Origin of the sequence: Streptococcus oralis Uo5 (assembly GCF_000253155.1) — a bacterium.
Taxonomy (GTDB): Bacteria; Bacillota; Bacilli; order Lactobacillales; family Streptococcaceae; genus Streptococcus; species Streptococcus oralis_L.
In genome coordinates, this window is sequence record NC_015291.1 from 875,520 (window position 1) to 893,750 (window position 18,231).

The following is an 18,231-nucleotide window of genomic DNA, read 5'->3' on the forward strand; positions in this document are numbered from 1 at the left end:
GAGTAGGAGATAAGAAAATGTATATTTCTAAAATTAAACTAGTAAACTTTAAGAGTTTTAAAGGAGAGCATGTTATTGAATTCTCGGAAGGTGTAAATTTTTTCGTAGGAAACAATAACTGTGGTAAGACGACAATTTTTAAAGCAATTGAATTCATTCAGAGTGGAAAAAACAAGTTAGATTTTATAACTCAGGGTCATGAGACTGAAAATATATCTGTTGAACTTGAATTCAAAGGTGCAGATCTCAGTGAAATAGTTAATGATGAAAATCTAAATCTTAATAAATACAGTGACTATGTAATCGACAACGAAGATGGTACGTATAGTCTTAGGGTTTTAAGGTCGTCTCAGGAATGTGAAGTAACGCAAGGCAAAAAAACAGTTTCTTTAGATATCTCAAAAGTAAGGATTTATAATCCAAATTCAACCGAGGAAGATGATATAAAGAGGTTTGAAAACCCCACAGGTATTGATAAAACGATTACTGCGTTATTTGATGCTCAGTTTGTATATTCGGATATAAGGAATGAAGATTATCAAGATTTTGGTAAGACCAAAATAATAGGTAAAATAATTAATGACATAACAAAAGATTTTCAAAAAGGCGATACCTGGAGAGAATTTCAAGATGCTCATAACAAAACTTTTGGAGATGAAGGGTTGGGTAGAATTCTTGAAGGAATTGCGACTAAAATTTCCTCCGTGTTGAGAGAGCAGTATGGAGATGGTTAGGTACAATTTAATTTTGGATTGCCTGAAATTGATAATTTCTTTAAGACGGGTAGTCTTCTTCTTTCGGATAATGGTATTTCAACTTCTGTTTCAGAAAAAGGTACTGGAATGCAACGGGCATTAGCTTTAAGCTTAATTCAAGTTTATGCTGGTGTGCTTGATAATGAAGAGGAAACATTATCTAAGCCAATTATGTTTTTTATTGATGAGCCTGAGACATTTTTACATCCTAAAGCTCAAGATAAACTTATCGATTCACTCAATAAAATTTCTGAAAAGTATCAAGTTTTTATTACGACTCATTCTCCTTACCTGTTAAAAAAGTTTGATTGTAGAACTCAGCAAATCAATATTTTTTCCAAGAATGGCGACGGGGTAAATTTTGTATCGGATAAGCGGGAATTAAATTTATTCGGAACCACCTCACCGACAATAGGAGAAATAAACTACATTGCTTTTGGAGTAAACAGCGTGGAATTTCACAATGAACTATATGGATTTATCCAAGCAAAAGCTATTGATGAGGATGAAAAAAATTACTCCGAGAAAGGATTCGAAAAATGGCTTGTAGGTAAAGGTGTAGCTCAAGATAAAGACTATCATCGTTTATTAAAAAACGGGGATACTCAACAAGAGCAAAAAACTCTTCCAACCTTAATTCGCAACATCATACATCATCCAGAAAATCAAAATAACAGCTATACTACAGAAGAGCTGGAAGAATCAACAGAATTACTTTTGAATATTTTACGTGATTTAGTGTAAAATACACAGGATGTCTTGATATAGATGTCCTTTTTTGGTTTATGGAAATATTATCATTTTGGACTGCTGTTTGCTCTGTGGTATAATAGATTCATGGATAAAAAATATGAAAAAATCTCCCAAGATTTGGGAGTAACCTTAAAGCAAATCGATACTGTTCTAAGTTTGACAGCAGAAGGGGCGACGATTCCCTTCATCGCGCGTTATCGAAAGGATATGACTGGTAGTCTGGATGAGGTGGCGATTAAGGCCATTATTGACTTGGATAAAAGTCTGACAAATCTTAACGACCGTAAAGAAGCTGTCTTGGCTAAGATTCAAGAACAAGGCAAACTAACCAAGGAATTGGAAGCAGCTATTTTGGCAGCTGAGAAATTAGCAGATGTAGAAGAACTCTATCTTCCTTATAAGGAAAAACGTCGAACCAAGGCAACTATTGCCCGAGAAGCTGGACTCTTTCCTCTTGCTCGCTTGATTTTGCAAAATGTAACTGGCTTAGAGAAAGAAGCTGAGAAGTTTTTCTGTGAAGGATTTGCGACTGGTCAAGAAGCTTTGGCTGGTGCAGTTGATATTTTGGTCGAAGCCTTATCGGAAGATGTCAATCTACGTGCTATGACCTATCAGGAAGTGTTGAGACACTCTAAAATCACTTCGCAGGTCAAGGATGCAAGTCTTGATGAAAAACAAGTATTTCAGATTTATTACGATTTTTCAGAGACTGTTGGCAATATGCAGGGTTATCGTACCTTGGCTCTCAATCGTGGGGAAAAATTAGGCATCTTGAAAGTTGGCTTTGAACATGCGACGGATCGTATTCTTGCTTTCTTTGCTGCTCGTTTCAAGGTGAAAAATGCCTATATAGATGAAGTTGTTCAACAGTCAGTTAAGAAAAAGGTCTTGCCTGCTATCGAGCGACGCATTCGGACAGAATTAACTGAAAAGGCAGAAGAAGGAGCTATCCAACTCTTTTCAGACAACCTGCGTAATCTCCTTTTGGTTGCTCCACTGAAAGGGCGCGTGGTTTTAGGATTTGACCCTGCCTTTCGTACAGGTGCCAAGCTTGCTGTCGTAGATGCAACAGGAAAAATGCTGACGACCCAGGTCATTTATCCTGTTAAACCAGCCTCCGCTCGTCAAATTGAAGAAGCCAAGAAAGATTTGTCGGACTTGATTGGTCAATATGGCGTGGAAATTATTGCTATCGGAAATGGGACGGCCAGTCGTGAAAGTGAAGCCTTTGTGGCGGAAGTTCTGAAAGATTTTCCAGAAGTCAGCTATGTTATCGTAAATGAAAGTGGCGCTTCAGTCTATTCTGCCAGCGAACTTGCTCGTCAGGAGTTTCCAGAATTAACCGTTGAAAAACGCTCTGCTATCTCTATCGCTCGACGTTTGCAAGATCCGCTTGCTGAATTGGTTAAAATTGATCCTAAGTCAATCGGTGTAGGCCAATACCAACACGATGTCAGTCAGAAGAAACTGTCTGAGAGTCTGGACTTTGTCGTCGATACCGTAGTCAACCAAGTTGGTGTCAATGTCAATACAGCTAGCCCAGCACTTCTCTCCCACGTAGCTGGACTCAATAAAACTATTTCTGAAAATATTGTCAAATACCGTGAGGAAGAAGGGAAAATCACTTCACGCGCACAAATCAAAAATGTTCCTCGTCTAGGTGCCAAAGCCTTTGAGCAAGCTGCAGGTTTCCTCCGTATTCCGGAAAGTAGCAATATTCTTGATAATACTGGTGTTCACCCAGAAAACTATGCTGCGGTTAAGGAACTCTTCAAACGCTTGGATATCAAGGACTTGAATGAAGAAGCCCAAAATAAGCTTAAGTCCCTTTCAGTTAAGGAGATGGCGCAAGAACTGGATCTTGGCCCAGAAACCCTTAAAGATATCATTGCCGATCTTCTCAAACCAGGTCGAGATTTCCGTGACTCTTTTGATGCACCTGTTCTCCGTCAAGATGTACTGGATATTAAGGACTTAAAAGTCGGCCAGAAACTGGAAGGTGTGGTGCGGAATGTCGTTGACTTCGGTGCATTCGTTGATATCGGGATTCACGAAGACGGCTTGATTCATATTTCCCATATGAGTCGTAAATTTATCAAACATCCCAGCCAAGTGGTGTCAGTTGGAGATTTGGTAACGGTTTGGGTTAAGAAAATCGATACCGAGCGTGAAAAAGTCAATCTGTCGCTCCTCGCTCCAGATGAATCTAACTGAGTACGTTCAGTCTGTTTCCCTCGAAGACTTTGGTAGACCTTTTACCCACCAAGCCCAGTGGAATTCTCGTCTGCGAACGACAGGTGGGCGATTTTTCCCCAAGGATGGGCATTTGGATTTTAATCCCAAGGTTTATAATGAACTAGGTTTGGAAGTCTTTCGCAAAATCGTACGCCATGAACTCTGTCACTACCATCTTTATTTTCAGCAAAAGGGTTATCGACATAAGGACCGAGATTTCAAGGAACTTTTGAAAGAAGTGGATGGACTGCGCTTTGTCCCACCTCTGAAAGACCAAAGTACCTACCTAGTTTATCAGTGTCAATCCTGTCAGCAAACTTATCAGCGCAAGCGTAGGATTGATACCAAACGCTATCGTTGTGGCGTCTGCCGTGGTAAACTCGTCATCTTAAATCGGCCTAAGGACTGATGTTTGTGAACCCGTTTCATGCTATACTACTTGTAAGAATACCGAAAGAGGAAACAATCATGAATACAAAATTTTATAAAATGAGACGAAATCGTATGGTGTCAGGAGTTTTAGCTGGGCTATCAGACAAGTGGAATTTTGATGTAACCTTAGTCCGCTTTCTCTTCGCCATTTTTACTGTAGCAAATTTTGGAATTGGTGTGATAATATACATCATCCTTGCCTCTATCCTGCCAACTAAGGAAGAAATCGAAGCCGAAATGTACGGAACAGGACCACGCAAACGTAAGGAAGCCCAAGCCATTGAAGACAATGATGGCTGGTTTTGGTGAGTTGGATTTTGAAATAGTTTACAGACACTTTCCTTATTTCTCAAAGAAGTCAGAAAAAGAAGTGAAACCTTACCCTTGCATCTTCAAGGGTTTTCTTCTTGCCTTTCTTTTATGGTAAAATATTGATAGCGAAATTGCTTGATATTCTTCAATCTTACAAAAATGTAAGATTAAAGTCTCTTTTGTAAGGTTAGGTTATGGCAAGCCATCTTTTTTTGCGATAAACTAGACTCATAAAGAACAAAGGAGCAAAACCATGAAAAGAATCTTACAAAAGAAAACAAGAAAACCAAGTCAAAAAGATATCGAGCGTGTTCAACTGGGATGCGCTATGATGAAAGCACAGTTTCAATTGATGGGATATTAAGAAGGAGAAAATCATGACACTTTTAGATGTAAAACACGTTCAAAAAATCTATAAAACTCGTTTTCAAGGCAACCAAGTAGAAGCCCTCAAAGATATTCACTTTACCGTAGAGAAGGGTGACTATGTTGCCATCATGGGGGAGTCTGGTTCAGGAAAGTCAACTCTGCTCAACATCCTAGCTATGCTGGATAAACCAACTCGTGGTCAAGTTTACTTGAACGGAGTAGATACAGCAACTATTAAAAACTCACGGGCTTCCAGCTTCCGTCGTGAGAAGTTAGGATTTGTCTTCCAAGACTTTAACTTGCTAGATACCCTGTCTGTTAAGGATAATATCTTGCTTCCGTTAGTGTTATCACGAAAACCCATCACAGAGATGATGAAGAAATTGGTGGTAACAGCTGAAAATTTAGGCATCAACCAATTGCAAGAGAAGTATCCTTACGAGATCTCAGGAGGTCAAAAGCAGCGGGTAGCAGTAGCACGCGCTATCATCACTGAACCTGAAATTCTCCTTGCGGATGAGCCAACAGGAGCCCTTGACTCCAAGTCATCTGCAGCTCTTTTGGATGTTTTTGATGAAATCAATGAGCGCGGGCAAACCATTCTCATGGTAACTCACTCAACCGCAGCAGCCAGCAGGGCCAAGCGCGTTCTCTTTATCAAGGACGGCATTCTTTACAACCAAATCTACCGTGGAGATAAGACAGAGCGTCAGATGTTCCAAGAAATCTCTGATACTTTGACCGTTATGGCAAGCGAGGTGAATTAGTATGTTCCGATTAACCAATAAGTTAGCGGTTTCTAACTTGATTAAAAACCGCAAACTCTACTATCCCTTTGCCCTTGCTGTTCTCTTAGCAGTGACCATCACCTATCTTTTTTACTCTTTGTCACTTAATCCTAACATTGGCAAGATCCGAGGGGGAGAAACTATCTCTATGACGCTTGCCCTCGGTATGGTGGTTGTTACCATCGCTTCTGGAATTATTGTACTTTATGCCAATAGTTTTGTCATGAAGAACCGCTCCAAGGAGCTGGGTGTATATGGTATGCTGGGTCTCGAAAAGCGCCATTTGATCAGTATGGTTTTTAAGGAGCTTCTTATTTTTGGTTCCTTAACCTTGACAGCTGGTCTCGGTCTAGGAGCTCTCTTTGATAAGCTAATCTTCGCCCTTCTTCTGAAGCTGATGAAGATGAAAGTGGAGCTCGTTTCGACTTTCCAACCAATTGTCTTTATCCTAGTTCTCATCGTCTTTGGAGCTATCTTCCTAGGTCTGATTTTTATCAATGCCTTTCGCATCGCACGCATGAATGCCCTTCAGCTCTCTCGTGAGAAGGCCAGTGGTGAGAAAAAAGGACGTTTCTTAGGTGTCCAAACCATTCTAGGTCTGATTAGTTTGGGAGCGGGTTACTATCTAGCAGTAACAGTCGAAAACCCACTTTCTGCTGTTCTGATTTTCTTCGTAGCAGTTTTGTTAGTAATTTTGGGAACTTATCTTCTCTTCAATGCAGGGATTACAGTTTTCTTACAAATCTTAAAGAAAAACAAGCGTTATTATTACCAACCCAACAACATGATTTCCGTATCCAATCTCATTTTCCGTATGAAGAAAAATGCGGTTGGTCTGGCGACGATTGCTATTCTCTCAACCATGGTCTTAGTGACTATGTCTGCTGCAACAAGTATCTTTAAGGCATCAGAAAACTTCAAGAAGGTCATGAATCCACATGATTTTGGGATTACAGGACAGAATGTTGAAAAAGAAGATATCGAAAAACTCTTGAGCCAGTATGCTAGTGAAAAAGGATTGACTGTCACAAAGAAAGAAGTCCTTACATACAGTAACTTTGGTGTGGCAAATCAAGAAGGTACGAAATTGACAATTTTTGAGAAAGGTCAAAATCGTGTTCAACCGAAAACTATTTTTATGGTCTTTGACCAAAAAGACTATGAGAATATGACAGGACAGAAACTTGCACTTTCAGGTAAGGAAGTTGGATTGTTTGCTCAAAACAAGCAACTTCAAGGTCAAAAAGAACTGACTCTGAATGACCAGACCTACACGATCAAAGAAGAAATCAAAAAAGATTTTATTCTTGAACATGTCCCAAATCAGTACAATATTCTAACTTCGGATTATAACTATTTGGTTGTTCCTGACTTGAAAGCCTTTCTTGACCAGCATCCTAATTCTTCCATCTTTAATCAATACTATGGTGGTATGAATGTAACGGCTAGTGAGGAAGAGCAGCTTAAAATTGCAGATGACTATTCAAAATTCGTTAACAATTTTAATAGAGAAATAAACAAAGAAGGAAGTTATGTTTACGGAAGCAATCTGGCTGATAGTAGTGCGCAGATGAGTGCTCTCTTTGGTGGAGTATTCTTCATCGGTATCTTCCTCTCTATCATCTTTATGGTGGGAACGGTTCTCGTCATCTATTACAAACAAATCTCTGAAGGCTATGAAGATCGCGAACGCTTTATCATTTTGCAAAAAGTCGGTCTAGATCAAAAACAAATCAAGCAAACGATTAACAAACAGGTGCTAACTGTTTTCTTCCTTCCATTGCTTTTTGCCTTCCTACACCTTGCCTTTGCCTATCATATGCTTAGCCTTATCCTAAAAGTCATTGGGGTGCTAGATGCGACTATGATGTTGACTGTCACTCTGTCCATCTGTGCTATCTTCCTCATTGTCTATGTCTTAATCTTTATGATTACCTCAAGAAGCTATCGCAAGATTGTGCAAATGTAAAAAAGATACCTCGATGCTGGTCGAGGTATTTCTTTATCTTAAATGCTGAAGAGTTGTCCAAACAGGTAAGTCACTCCCATGGTGAGAAGTCCGATACAGAGGTTACGGATCATAGCAGTTTTCGTAGGTGCCTTGCCTAGTTTAGCACTGGTATAGCCAGTGACGAGAAGGGAAAGGGCAACGATAAAAACAGTAGCAGGAATGCGATAATCACTTGGAAAGACAGTGATCGAAAGCATGGGAGGAAGACTTCCCAGTACAAAGGCGATAAAGCTAGAGATAGCAGCATGCCAAGGATTGGTAAATTCTTCGCACTCGATACCGTATTTTTCCTCAACCAAGGCTTTGAGGGGATTTTTTAAAAAGGCCTTGTTGGTCAAGAGTTGGGCGGACGTTTCACACTCACCGTTTTGAAGATAAGCAGCATAGAGGGATTGTTTTGCAGATTCGATGTCTTTATCCAAGAGCAATTGCTCTCTAGCAACAGCGGCTTCTTCCGTATCTTTCTGAGTGGATACAGAGACATATTCGCCACCTGCCATAGAAAAAGCTCCAGCGAGGATAGCGGCTAGTCCAGATAAAAAGATAATCCAGATATTGCTTGTTGCACTAGCAACCCCGATAACCACTCCAGCAATGGAAATAATCCCATCATTGGCACCGAGAACGCCCGCTCTTAAAATATTGAGTCGTCCTGCAAAGTTTGCATCAATTTCATGTTTTATTTCTGTCATAGTCATCTCCTTTCTTTTCATTATAGAGAAAAGAGTAGGGGAATACAAACTTTTTAAACTATCTGAAAAAAGTTCTACGATTCTAATTTTTAGGCCCTTTGAAGTTTCTCCGAAAAAGTAGTGCTATCCTACTGTACTGGACCTTTTTAAACTTATCTATGGTATAATAGAAGATAGATTTATCAATTGGAGAATGAAAGATTTTATGATTAAACTTGTAGCAACCGATATGGATGGAACCTTTCTAGATGGAGAGGGTCGGTTTGATATGAAACGCCTCAAAAACGTACTTGTTTCCTACAAGGAAAAGGGGATTTATTTTGCTGTGGCTTCAGGTCGCGGTATCTTGTCCCTGAAAAAGTTGTTTGCGGATGTGCGTGATGAAGTGATTTTTATAGCTGAAAATGGGAGCTATGTTGAGTTTCATGGCGAGGATATGTATGAGGCTACTATGTCTCGGGATTTTTACTTGAGTACTTTTGAAGCTTTAAAGAAATCACCCTATTTTGATGAAAGTAAAATGCTCTTGACTGGGAAAAAAGCTTGTTACGTATTAGACACAGTCGATGAGACCTATCTGATGTTTAGCCGTCACTACAATGAAAATATTCAAAAAGTAGCGAGTTTGGAAGATATCACGGATGAGATTTTTAAATTCACTACGAACTTTACTGAAGAAACGATAGAAGTTGGTGAGGCCTGGGTCAACGAAAATGTTCCTGGTGTGAAAGCCATGACAACTGGTTTTGAATCCATTGATATTGTCTTGGACTATGTTGATAAGGGTGTAGCCATTGTTGAGCTGGCAAAAAAACTTGGTCTAACCATGGATCAGGTCATAGCGTTTGGCGATAATCTCAATGACCTTCACATGATGCAGGTTGTCGGTCACCCCATCGCTCCTGAAAATGCGCGACCAGAGATTTTAGAATTAGCAGAAGCAGTGATTGGCCACCACAAGGACCAGTCAGTGATGGCTTATATGGAGGGTTTGTAATGGCAGATATTAAATTGATTGCACTTGATTTGGATGGTACTTTACTGACAACGGATAAAAAGCTGACAGATCGTACCAAGGCGGTCCTCAAGGCTGCGCGTGATCGTGGTATCAAGGTCGTTCTGACAACAGGTCGTCCTTTGAAGGCTATGGATTTCTTTCTCCATGAGCTAGGGACTGATGGTCAGGAGGACGAGTACACCATCACCTTTAATGGTGGTCTGGTACAGAAAAATACAGGCGAGATTCTCGATAAAACCGTCTTTTCAATCGACGATGTGGCACGATTGTATGAGGAAACTGAAAAACTCGGACTTCCGTTAGATGCTATTTCAGAAGGAACTGTCTATCAAATCCAGTCTGACCAAGAAAGTCTCTATGCTAAGTTCAACCCAGCCTTGACTTTCGTACCTGTCGCTTTTGAGGATCTATCTAGTCAGATGACGTATAATAAATGTGTGACTGCCTTTGCCCAAGAACCTTTGGATGCAGCGATTCAACAGATTTCTCCTGAATTGTTTGACCAATACGAAATCTTCAAATCGCGTGAACTCTTATTGGAATGGTCGCCGAAAAACGTCCACAAGGCAACAGGTTTAGCGAAATTAATTAAACACTTAGGAATCGACCAAAGTCAAGTCATGGCTTGTGGGGACGAGGCTAATGACCTTTCCATGATTGAATGGGCAGGTCTGGGAGTTGCCATGCAAAATGCAGTTCCAGCAGTTAAGGCAGTTGCCAATGTGATTACCCCGATGACCAACGACGAGGAAGCCGTTGCCTGGGCTATCGAAGAATACGTGCTAAAGGAGAACTAGAATATGGGATTATTTGACCGTCTATTCGGAAAAAAAGAAGAGCCGAAAATCGAAGATATTGTTAAAGAAGCTCTGGAAAATCTTGATTTGTCAGAAGAGGTTGAAGAAAACCAAACGGCAGTCGAAGAAACTGCTCAGGAAGAGACAGCAAGAGACAAAGTGGAAAAAACACCTGCTCAAGAAGAAATTCCTCAGATCTTGACAGAAGAAGTTATTGAACCAGAAGCAGTCGAGGAAACTGCTCAGGAAGAGCTTGAGCTAGAATCTGATGAATTGGAACAATTCCAAGAGTCGGAAAAATTTCTAGAAGAAGAGAACCAAGAAATTGAAGAAGAACTAGCTTCTGAAGTAGTAGAAGAAGAACTTCCTCAGGTTGAAGAAACCGTACAGGAAAAATATGACCGCAGTCTCAAGAAAACCCGTACAGGATTCGGTGCTCGTTTGAATGCCTTCTTTGCCAACTTCCGTTCTGTCGATGAAGAATTCTTCGAGGAATTGGAAGAACTGCTCATCATGAGCGACGTCGGTGTGCAGGTCGCTTCAAACTTAACAGAAGAACTACGCTATGAAGCTAAACTCGAAAACGCTAAGAAGCCTGACGCACTTCGTCGTGTTATTATCGAGAAATTGGTTGAACTCTACGAAAAGGATGGCAACTACGATGAACAAATCCACTTCCAAGATGGTTTGACAGTTATGCTCTTTGTTGGAGTTAATGGTGTTGGGAAGACAACTTCTATCGGGAAATTGGCTCATCGCTACAAACAAGCTGGCAAGAAAGTCATGCTGGTTGCGGCAGATACCTTCCGTGCGGGTGCTGTGGCTCAGCTAGCTGAATGGGGCCGTCGTGTGGATGTTCCTGTTGTGACGGGGCCTGAAAAGGCTGATCCAGCAAGTGTGGTCTTTGATGGGATGGAACGTGCTGTAGCTGAAGGGATTGATATCCTCATGATTGATACAGCAGGTCGTCTGCAAAACAAGGACAACCTTATGGCCGAGTTGGAAAAGATTGGCCGTATTATCAAGCGTGTCGTTCCAGAGGCGCCACATGAAACCTTCTTAGCACTCGATGCTTCAACTGGACAGAACGCTCTGGTACAAGCTAAGGAATTTTCTAAGATAACACCATTGACTGGAATTGTTTTGACTAAAATTGACGGAACTGCCCGAGGTGGTGTTGTTCTGGCTATCCGCGAAGAACTCAATATCCCTGTAAAATTAATCGGTTTCGGTGAAAAAATCGATGATATCGGGGAATTTAACTCAGAAAACTTTATGAAGGGTCTCTTAGAAGGCTTGATTTAATACAAAATAAATATCCTGCAAGTCAATCTTGCAGGATATTTTTGCTATTCTAAACGGCCATCTTCACGATAAGCGATATCGGGCTGCCAGGTCCATTTGGCTCCATACTTCTCAAGTAAGTCAAAGCTAGCTTGTGGTCCCATGCTTCCAGCTTTATAGTCATGAAGTGGTGCACCGTTTTCAGCCCAGAGTTTTTCGATACGGTCAATCAATTTCCACGAAGCACTTACCTCATCCCAGTGGCTAAAATTGGTTGAGTTGTTGTTCAAAACATCGTAGATTAATTTCTCGTACGGATCTGGTGAGGCTCCAGTAGCAGTAGCATCTGTACGGTAATCCAGAGAGCTTGGAGCCAGGTTAAATTCTTCACCGACTTGCTTCCCATTTAGGCTAAGAGAGAATCCTTCAGTTGGTTGGATATAGATTGTCAAGATATTTGGTGCCAAAGGCTCACCAAAGATAGAGTCCATTTGCTTAAAGACGATATTGACATGAGTCCCTTTTTCAGTCAGACGTTTACCAGTACGGAAGAAGAAAGGAACACCACGGAAACGATCGCTGTCTACAAAGAAGGCACCAGATGCGAAAGTTTCTGTTGTGGATTCAGGATCAACATTTGGTTCGCTTCGATAGGAAATGTATTTCATGCCATCGATTTTACCAGAGCGATATTGACCACGAATAAACTGTTCTTTCAATTCTTCCTCAGTTGGATGATAGAGGTTTTTAAAGACCTTTATCTTTTCAGCACGAATCTCATCTTTTGTAAAGCTAGCTGGTTTGTCCATGGCTAGAAGAGAGAGGAGTTGGAGTGTATGGTTTTGCACCATATCACGAAGGGCACCAGATTGATCATAGTAGCCGCCACGTTCTTCTACACCCAAGCGCTCTGCAAAGGTAATCTGAACATTATCGATGTGTTCGCGATTCCAAACATTCTCAAAGATCATGTTGGCAAAACGAACAGCAAAGATACTCTGAATCATCTCTTTACCTAGGTAATGGTCGATACGGTAGATTTGCTCCTCATCAAAGGCCGCAAGAAGATCTTCATTGAGTTTGCTAGCTGTCTCGTAGTCTGTACCAAATGGTTTTTCAACGATCAAGCGCTCAAAACCTTTGCCATCGACAATGTTTTCAGATTTGAGGTGCTTGGCAATGGTTCCAAAGAACTGAGGTGCCATAGACAAGAAGAAGAGCTTATTGTGTTCAGCTTGGTATTTTTCGTTGAGCTCAGCTTGTAATTGGCGCAAAGCAATGTAATGTTCCGTATCATTCACATCATGGCTTTGATAGTAGAAGTGGCTAGCAAATTCTTGGGCTTGCTCGGTACTATCTGTCAAATCAAGGATGGACTCGACAACTACAGATTCAAAATATTCCTTACTCCAAGGTCTACGAGCTGTTCCGATAACAGCAAAATGCTCAGAGAGATTGCCTGATTTATAGAGTCTGAAAAGGGAAGGGTAGAGTTTGCGTTTAGCTAAATCTCCACTCGCACCGAAAATTGTAACAATAACCTTTGATGACATCTAGCTACCTAATTTCTATATTTTTTCCTAGTTGGACTAGGGATGAGATTTCCTCATTATCATAGTTTTTATTTTATCATAATTTTACAAAAAAACAAAAAATACCAATACGCAATTAGAAAACTGTAAGGAGAACCTTACAGTTTTGTTTTATACATTTAAGACCTTATCCAAGAACTCTTTTAAACGAGGGTGCTGCGGGTTGTCAAAGATTTGATCTGGAGTTCCATCTTCCAGGAATTCACCATCAGCCGTAAAGATAACACGGTTAGCCACCTGACGAGCAAATCCCATCTCATGGGTTACGATAATCATGGTCATGCCTTGTTCCGCCAATTCCTTCATAACATTCAGTACATCTCCAACCATTTCAGGGTCCAGAGCGGAAGTTGGCTCATCAAAGAGCATGATATCAGGATTCATGGCAAGTCCACGAGCGATAGCTACACGTTGTTTCTGACCACCTGAAAGGCTATCTGGATTAGCATTAGCCTTGTCTGCAAGACCGACTTTCTCCAGCAACTCCATCCCCAATTTTTCAGCTTCTTCTTTGGTCATTCGTTTGTGTTCAATAGGTGCAAAAGTGATATTTTCTAGGACTGACATGTGTGGGAAGAGGTTGAAGTGTTGGAAGACCATTCCGACGTTCTCGCGAACATGGTCGACATTGGTTGATTTTTCAGTCAGATCATAACCATTCACTGTGATGTGACCGCTCGTTACCTCCTCGAGGAGGTTAAGGCTACGGAGGAAAGTGGATTTACCAGAACCAGAAGGACCGATGATACAGACAACATCTCCTTCATAGAATTTAGTAGTAATGCCTTTTAAAACTTCGTTTTTTCCATAATACTTATGTAAATCATTTACATCAATTTTTAATTTTGCCATTAACGAATCCTCTTTTCTAAGCGTTTCGCTAGTCTAGTCAAAAGCGTGATAATTACAAGATAGAAGATAGCAAGTATTGCATACATCTTGAAACTTTGGTAGTTACGGGCGATGATAATCTTACCAGTTTGGAAAAGTTCCACCAAACCGATAGCAGATACAATGGTTGTATCTTTGAGAGCGATAACGAATTGGTTGACGAAGTTTGGCAACATCAATTTAGTCGCTTGTGGCAAGATAATCTTACGCATGGTTTTTCCATAAGAGATACCAAGACTGCGGCTGGCTTCCATTTGCCCAACTGGAACAGCTTGGATCCCACCACGAACAATTTCAGCGATATAAGCAGCTGCATTGAGTGAGAGGGCGATAGTACCAGCTACAAAGTCATTGATTGGACTTTGTTGGCCTGTAATCGACTCGATGAAGTTTGGAATACCCCAGAAGATGAAGGCTGCAAGAATCATCAATGGAATACCACGGATAACGTCAACGAAAATCTCAGAGATCAGACGAAGAGATTTGTATGGACTAACGCTAAACATACCGAAGATAATACCGATGACAATGGCAATTGCAAATGAAATAAGTGCTAAGGCAAGAGTGATTCCAAGTCCACTAAGAAGTTGTTTGTAGTTGTTTTGAAGCAAGCCCCAGATAGTTGTTTCGTCAACCGTACTTGTAGAGTCAGTTGAAGTTTCGCTAGCTAGATACTTGTCAAGAATCTTTTGGAATTCTCCGTTAGCTTTGAGGTTCGCAAGTCCATTATTGAACATCTGGATCAATTCAGGGTTTGTTCCTTTTTTAACCGCAAAGGCAGTTTCACCGATTGGAGTTCCAGCGATTGGTGTTTTCAATTTTTGCCCTTGACTGATAGAATATTTGAGAACTGGCTCATCATCCATCACGGCATCAATAGATCCAGTATTCAGACTGTCATACATAGATGCGCCATCTGCAAAGGTTTTAATCTTATAACCGTATTTGCTTTGGTTCTCAGTAAGGAACGTTTGAGAAGCAGTTCCGTTTTTAACACCGACAGTTTTATCCTTGAGGTCTTCATAAGAAGCAATGGTGCTTGATTCTTTCACACCAAGAATCGTATTTGCTGTGTAGTATGATTCTGAGAAGTCGAAGGTTTCCTTACGGGCATCTGTTACAGACATACCAGCAATGATACCATCTGCTTGTCCTGCTTGAACAGCACTGATGGCTGCGTCAAATCCTGGGTTGGTAATTTCAATTTCAAAACCTTGATCTTTGGCAATGGCCTTGATGAGGTCCATATCAATACCGGTATATTGATTGCTTGAATTTTGAAAGACGAATGGGGCGAAAGATGAGTCGCTGGCAATAATGTACTTGCTTTTCACTGGAGTAGCTTTTTGTCCAGCAGCAGTAGTTGTCGTTGGGCTTGCCGTAGTTTTAGAAGCTGTCCATTTTTGGATGATTTGCTCCAAGCTACCATCTTTCTTCATTTGTGCTAGGGCTTCGTTAAACTCGGTAACCAAGTGTTCATACTTGCTACCTTTCTTGACACCAAAGGCAAAGCTTCCAACAGCCTCACCATCCATATTGATGCTGAGATCTTGTCCTTGGTTAATCGCATACTCAATAACAGGTTTGTCATCCATGATGGCATTTACAGCACCAGCACTTAGACTGTTATTCATCAAATCACCTGTATCAAAGGTTTTAATAGAGAAACCGTATTTATCTTTGATACTTTCGAGGAAACGTTGAGCGGCAGTTCCGTTCTTAACACCAACTGTTTTTCCGCTAAGTTCCTCATATTTGGTGATTTTATTTGCCTTTGTCGTAGCAATGACAACTTTTGTATCATAATAAGTATCAGACATGGTAAAGACATTTTCACGTTCTTTTGTTTTTGTCATACCTGCCATAATAGCATCTGCTTGACCTGACTGCACCGCATTTACAGCTGCATCAAAGCCAGGATAAGACATTTGGATGTTCCACCCTTTGATTTCTGCGACTTTATTGATAATATCAACATCAATCCCTTTATAGGTTTGATCTGAATCTTTAAACTCAAAAGGTGCGTAAGCTGTATCAGACACAATCTTAACAGTATCAGCTTTTGCCATACCTAGTGAGAAAATGGGAAATAAAATGAGCAAACATGCTAGTATTTTTTTCTTCATTTTTAGTCTCCTTTTCCGAATATTTTCCCATTATATCAGAAAATGAATGAAAAGGCAAATTTTATGGATTTTATGTAAGGAAATGTAACATGAAATACTCGCTCTTATCAACTTAGAGAAGAGTCTGAAAAGTAAATTTATGGTAAAATAGAAGGATAGAAAAATGCAGATGAGGCAATCATGATTAATAGAATTACAGATAATAAATTTAATCTAGTATCAAAATACCAACCTTCAGGTGATCAACCCCAAGCGATTGAGCAGTTGGTTGACAATATCGAGGGTGGAGAGAAGGCTCAGATTCTGATGGGGGCGACGGGTACAGGGAAGACCTATACCATGAGTCAGGTCATTTCCAAAGTTAATAAACCAACTCTGGTCATTGCCCATAACAAAACCCTAGCTGGTCAGCTCTATGGGGAGTTCAAGGAATTTTTCCCTGAAAATGCTGTTGAGTACTTTGTGTCCTACTATGATTATTACCAACCCGAGGCCTATGTTCCTTCGAGTGATACCTATATTGAGAAGGATAGCTCAGTCAATGATGAGATTGACAAGCTCCGTCACTCAGCGACTTCAGCCCTTCTGGAGCGCAATGATGTCATCGTCGTGGCTTCTGTCTCTTGTATCTATGGTTTGGGTTCGCCAAAGGAATATGCTGACAGTGTTGTTAGTCTCCGTCCAGGTCTGGAGATTTCTCGTGATAAACTCTTGAATGATTTGGTGGATATCCAGTTTGAACGTAATGATATTGATTTCCAACGGGGAAGATTTAGCGTTCGCGGGGATGTGGTGGAGATTTTCCCAGCTTCCCGTGATGAACACGCTTTTCGAGTAGAGTTTTTCGGGGATGAGATTGATCGTATCCGTGAAGTTGAGGCTTTGACAGGTCAGGTATTGGGAGAAGTGGATCATTTGGCGATTTTCCCTGCCACTCACTTTGTGACCAATGATGACCACATGGAGGTTGCGATTGCTAAGATTCAGGCAGAGTTGGAGGAGCAGTTGGCTGTCTTTGAAAAGGAAGGCAAACTGCTAGAAGCTCAGCGTTTGAAACAGCGGACAGAGTACGATATCGAAATGCTGCGTGAGATGGGTTATACCAACGGTGTTGAAAACTATTCTCGTCACATGGATGGTCGTAGCGAAGGAGAGCCTCCTTATACGCTTCTTGATTTCTTCCCAGATGATTTCTTAATCATGATTGATGAAAGTCACATGACCATGGGGCAGATTAAGGGCATGTACAATGGAGACCGTTCACGTAAGGAAATGTTGGTCAATTATGGTTTCCGTTTGCCGTCTGCCTTAGACAATCGTCCTCTCCGTCGGGAAGAGTTTGAAAGTCATGTTCACCAGATTGTATATGTTTCAGCGACACCAGGTGACTATGAAAATGAACAGACCGAGACAGTGATTGAGCAAATCATTCGTCCAACGGGACTCTTGGATCCAGAGGTGGAAGTCCGTCCAACTATGGGGCAAATAGATGATCTCTTAGGCGAAATCAATGCCCGTGTTGAAAAGAATGAACGAACCTTTATTACCACTTTGACCAAGAAAATGGCAGAGGACTTAACCGACTACTTCAAGGAAATGGGTATCAAGGTCAAGTACATGCACTCGGATATCAAAACCTTGGAGCGGACAGAGATTATCCGTGACCTACGTTTGGGTGTCTTTGATGTCTTGGTCGGAATTAACCTCCTTCGTGAAGGGATTGACGTTCCTGAAGTGAGTTTGGTTGCTATTCTAGATGCTGACAAGGAAGGTTTCCTTCGTAACGAACGTGGCCTCATCCAGACCATTGGTCGTGCTGCTCGTAATAGCGAAGGGCATGTCATCATGTATGCGGACACGATGACCCAGTCTATGCAACGTGCCATCGATGAAACGGCCCGCCGTCGGAAAATCCAGATGGCTTATAATGAAGAGCATGGTATCATACCTCAAACCATCAAGAAGGAAATCCGTGACCTGATTGCCGTAACCAAGGCAGTTGCTAAGGAAGAGGATAAGGAAGTCGATATCAATAGCCTTAACAAACAAGAGCGCAAAGAACTCGTCAAGAAACTGGAGAAACAAATGCAAGAAGCTGTCGAAGTGCTTGACTTTGAACTGGCAGCTCAGATACGTGACATGATGTTGGAAGTGAAGGCGTTGGATTAGAAAATAG

The 18,231-nt window shown here is 41.0% G+C and carries 13 protein-coding genes and 1 pseudogene; 10 read left to right on the top strand and 4 right to left on the bottom strand.

Annotation, left to right across the window (positions count from 1 at the left end):
• Positions 1–17 precede the first annotated feature (17 nt).
• From SOR_RS04410 to SOR_RS04435, 6 genes and pseudogenes are all read left to right on the top strand, one after another.
• A pseudogene (locus SOR_RS04410) lies at positions 18–1,499 on the top strand (AAA family ATPase).
• 93 nt (positions 1,500–1,592) lie between these two features.
• Positions 1,593–3,722, top strand: coding sequence for a Tex family protein (locus SOR_RS04415; RefSeq protein ID WP_000359113.1), 2,130 nt, complete (start codon positions 1,593–1,595; stop codon positions 3,720–3,722).
• A complete protein-coding gene (locus tag SOR_RS04420) occupies positions 3,709–4,152 on the top strand; it encodes a SprT family protein (RefSeq protein ID WP_001054541.1) in 444 nt (147 codons plus the stop codon). Before SOR_RS04415 ends, SOR_RS04420 begins: the two co-directional genes overlap by 14 nt.
• Before the next feature lie 59 nt (positions 4,153–4,211).
• Positions 4,212–4,484: a PspC domain-containing protein gene (locus SOR_RS04425; protein WP_001092797.1), complete on the top strand. Its 273-nt coding sequence runs from the start codon at positions 4,212–4,214 to the stop codon at positions 4,482–4,484.
• A 380-nt stretch (positions 4,485–4,864) separates the two neighbouring features.
• On the top strand, positions 4,865–5,623 hold the full coding sequence (locus SOR_RS04430) for an ABC transporter ATP-binding protein (RefSeq protein ID WP_000173376.1): 759 nt from the start codon (positions 4,865–4,867) through the stop codon (positions 5,621–5,623).
• A 1-nt stretch (position 5,624) separates the two neighbouring features.
• Positions 5,625–7,613 (top strand): ABC transporter permease, encoded by a 1,989-nt coding sequence (locus SOR_RS04435; RefSeq protein ID WP_000489344.1) that lies wholly within the window; start codon positions 5,625–5,627, stop codon positions 7,611–7,613.
• 38 nt (positions 7,614–7,651) lie between these two features.
• Here SOR_RS04435 and SOR_RS04440 read toward each other — a convergent pair whose 3' ends face one another.
• Complete coding sequence (locus tag SOR_RS04440; RefSeq protein ID WP_000136034.1) at positions 7,652–8,347, bottom strand: VIT1/CCC1 transporter family protein; 696 nt, start codon at positions 8,345–8,347, stop codon at positions 7,652–7,654.
• A 205-nt stretch (positions 8,348–8,552) separates the two neighbouring features.
• On the opposite strand from SOR_RS04440, the gene SOR_RS04445 reads away from it, so the two are divergent.
• The 3 genes from SOR_RS04445 to ftsY are packed head-to-tail and all read left to right on the top strand — an operon-like array spanning position 8,553 to position 11,467.
• Positions 8,553–9,344, top strand: coding sequence for a Cof-type HAD-IIB family hydrolase (locus SOR_RS04445; protein WP_013670212.1), 792 nt, complete (start codon positions 8,553–8,555; stop codon positions 9,342–9,344).
• A complete protein-coding gene (locus SOR_RS04450) occupies positions 9,344–10,162 on the top strand; it encodes a Cof-type HAD-IIB family hydrolase (protein ID WP_000763419.1) in 819 nt (272 codons plus the stop codon). Before SOR_RS04445 ends, SOR_RS04450 begins: the two co-directional genes overlap by 1 nt.
• A gap of 3 nt (positions 10,163–10,165) precedes the next feature.
• Positions 10,166–11,467 carry a signal recognition particle-docking protein FtsY gene (gene ftsY, locus SOR_RS04455; protein WP_000522277.1) on the top strand — a complete coding sequence of 434 codons (1,302 nt, stop codon included), beginning with the start codon at positions 10,166–10,168 and terminating at the stop codon, positions 11,465–11,467.
• A 44-nt stretch (positions 11,468–11,511) separates the two neighbouring features.
• Here the strand turns inward: ftsY and zwf are convergent, their stop codons facing one another.
• From zwf to SOR_RS04470, 3 genes are all read right to left on the bottom strand, one after another.
• On the bottom strand, positions 11,512–12,999 hold the full coding sequence (gene zwf, locus SOR_RS04460) for a glucose-6-phosphate dehydrogenase (protein ID WP_000096120.1): 1,488 nt from the start codon (positions 12,997–12,999) through the stop codon (positions 11,512–11,514).
• A gap of 150 nt (positions 13,000–13,149) precedes the next feature.
• On the bottom strand, positions 13,150–13,890 hold the full coding sequence (locus SOR_RS04465) for an amino acid ABC transporter ATP-binding protein (protein ID WP_001096337.1): 741 nt from the start codon (positions 13,888–13,890) through the stop codon (positions 13,150–13,152).
• Positions 13,890–16,055, bottom strand: a complete 2,166-nt coding sequence (locus SOR_RS04470; protein ID WP_000726960.1) for an ABC transporter substrate-binding protein/permease — start codon at positions 16,053–16,055, stop codon at positions 13,890–13,892. The genes SOR_RS04465 and SOR_RS04470 overlap by 1 nt, the downstream gene beginning before the upstream one ends.
• Positions 16,056–16,235: 180 nt before the next feature.
• On the opposite strand from SOR_RS04470, the gene uvrB reads away from it, so the two are divergent.
• On the top strand, positions 16,236–18,224 hold the full coding sequence (uvrB, locus tag SOR_RS04475; protein WP_000610418.1) for an excinuclease ABC subunit UvrB: 1,989 nt from the start codon (positions 16,236–16,238) through the stop codon (positions 18,222–18,224).
• Positions 18,225–18,231: the final 7 nt, after the last annotated feature.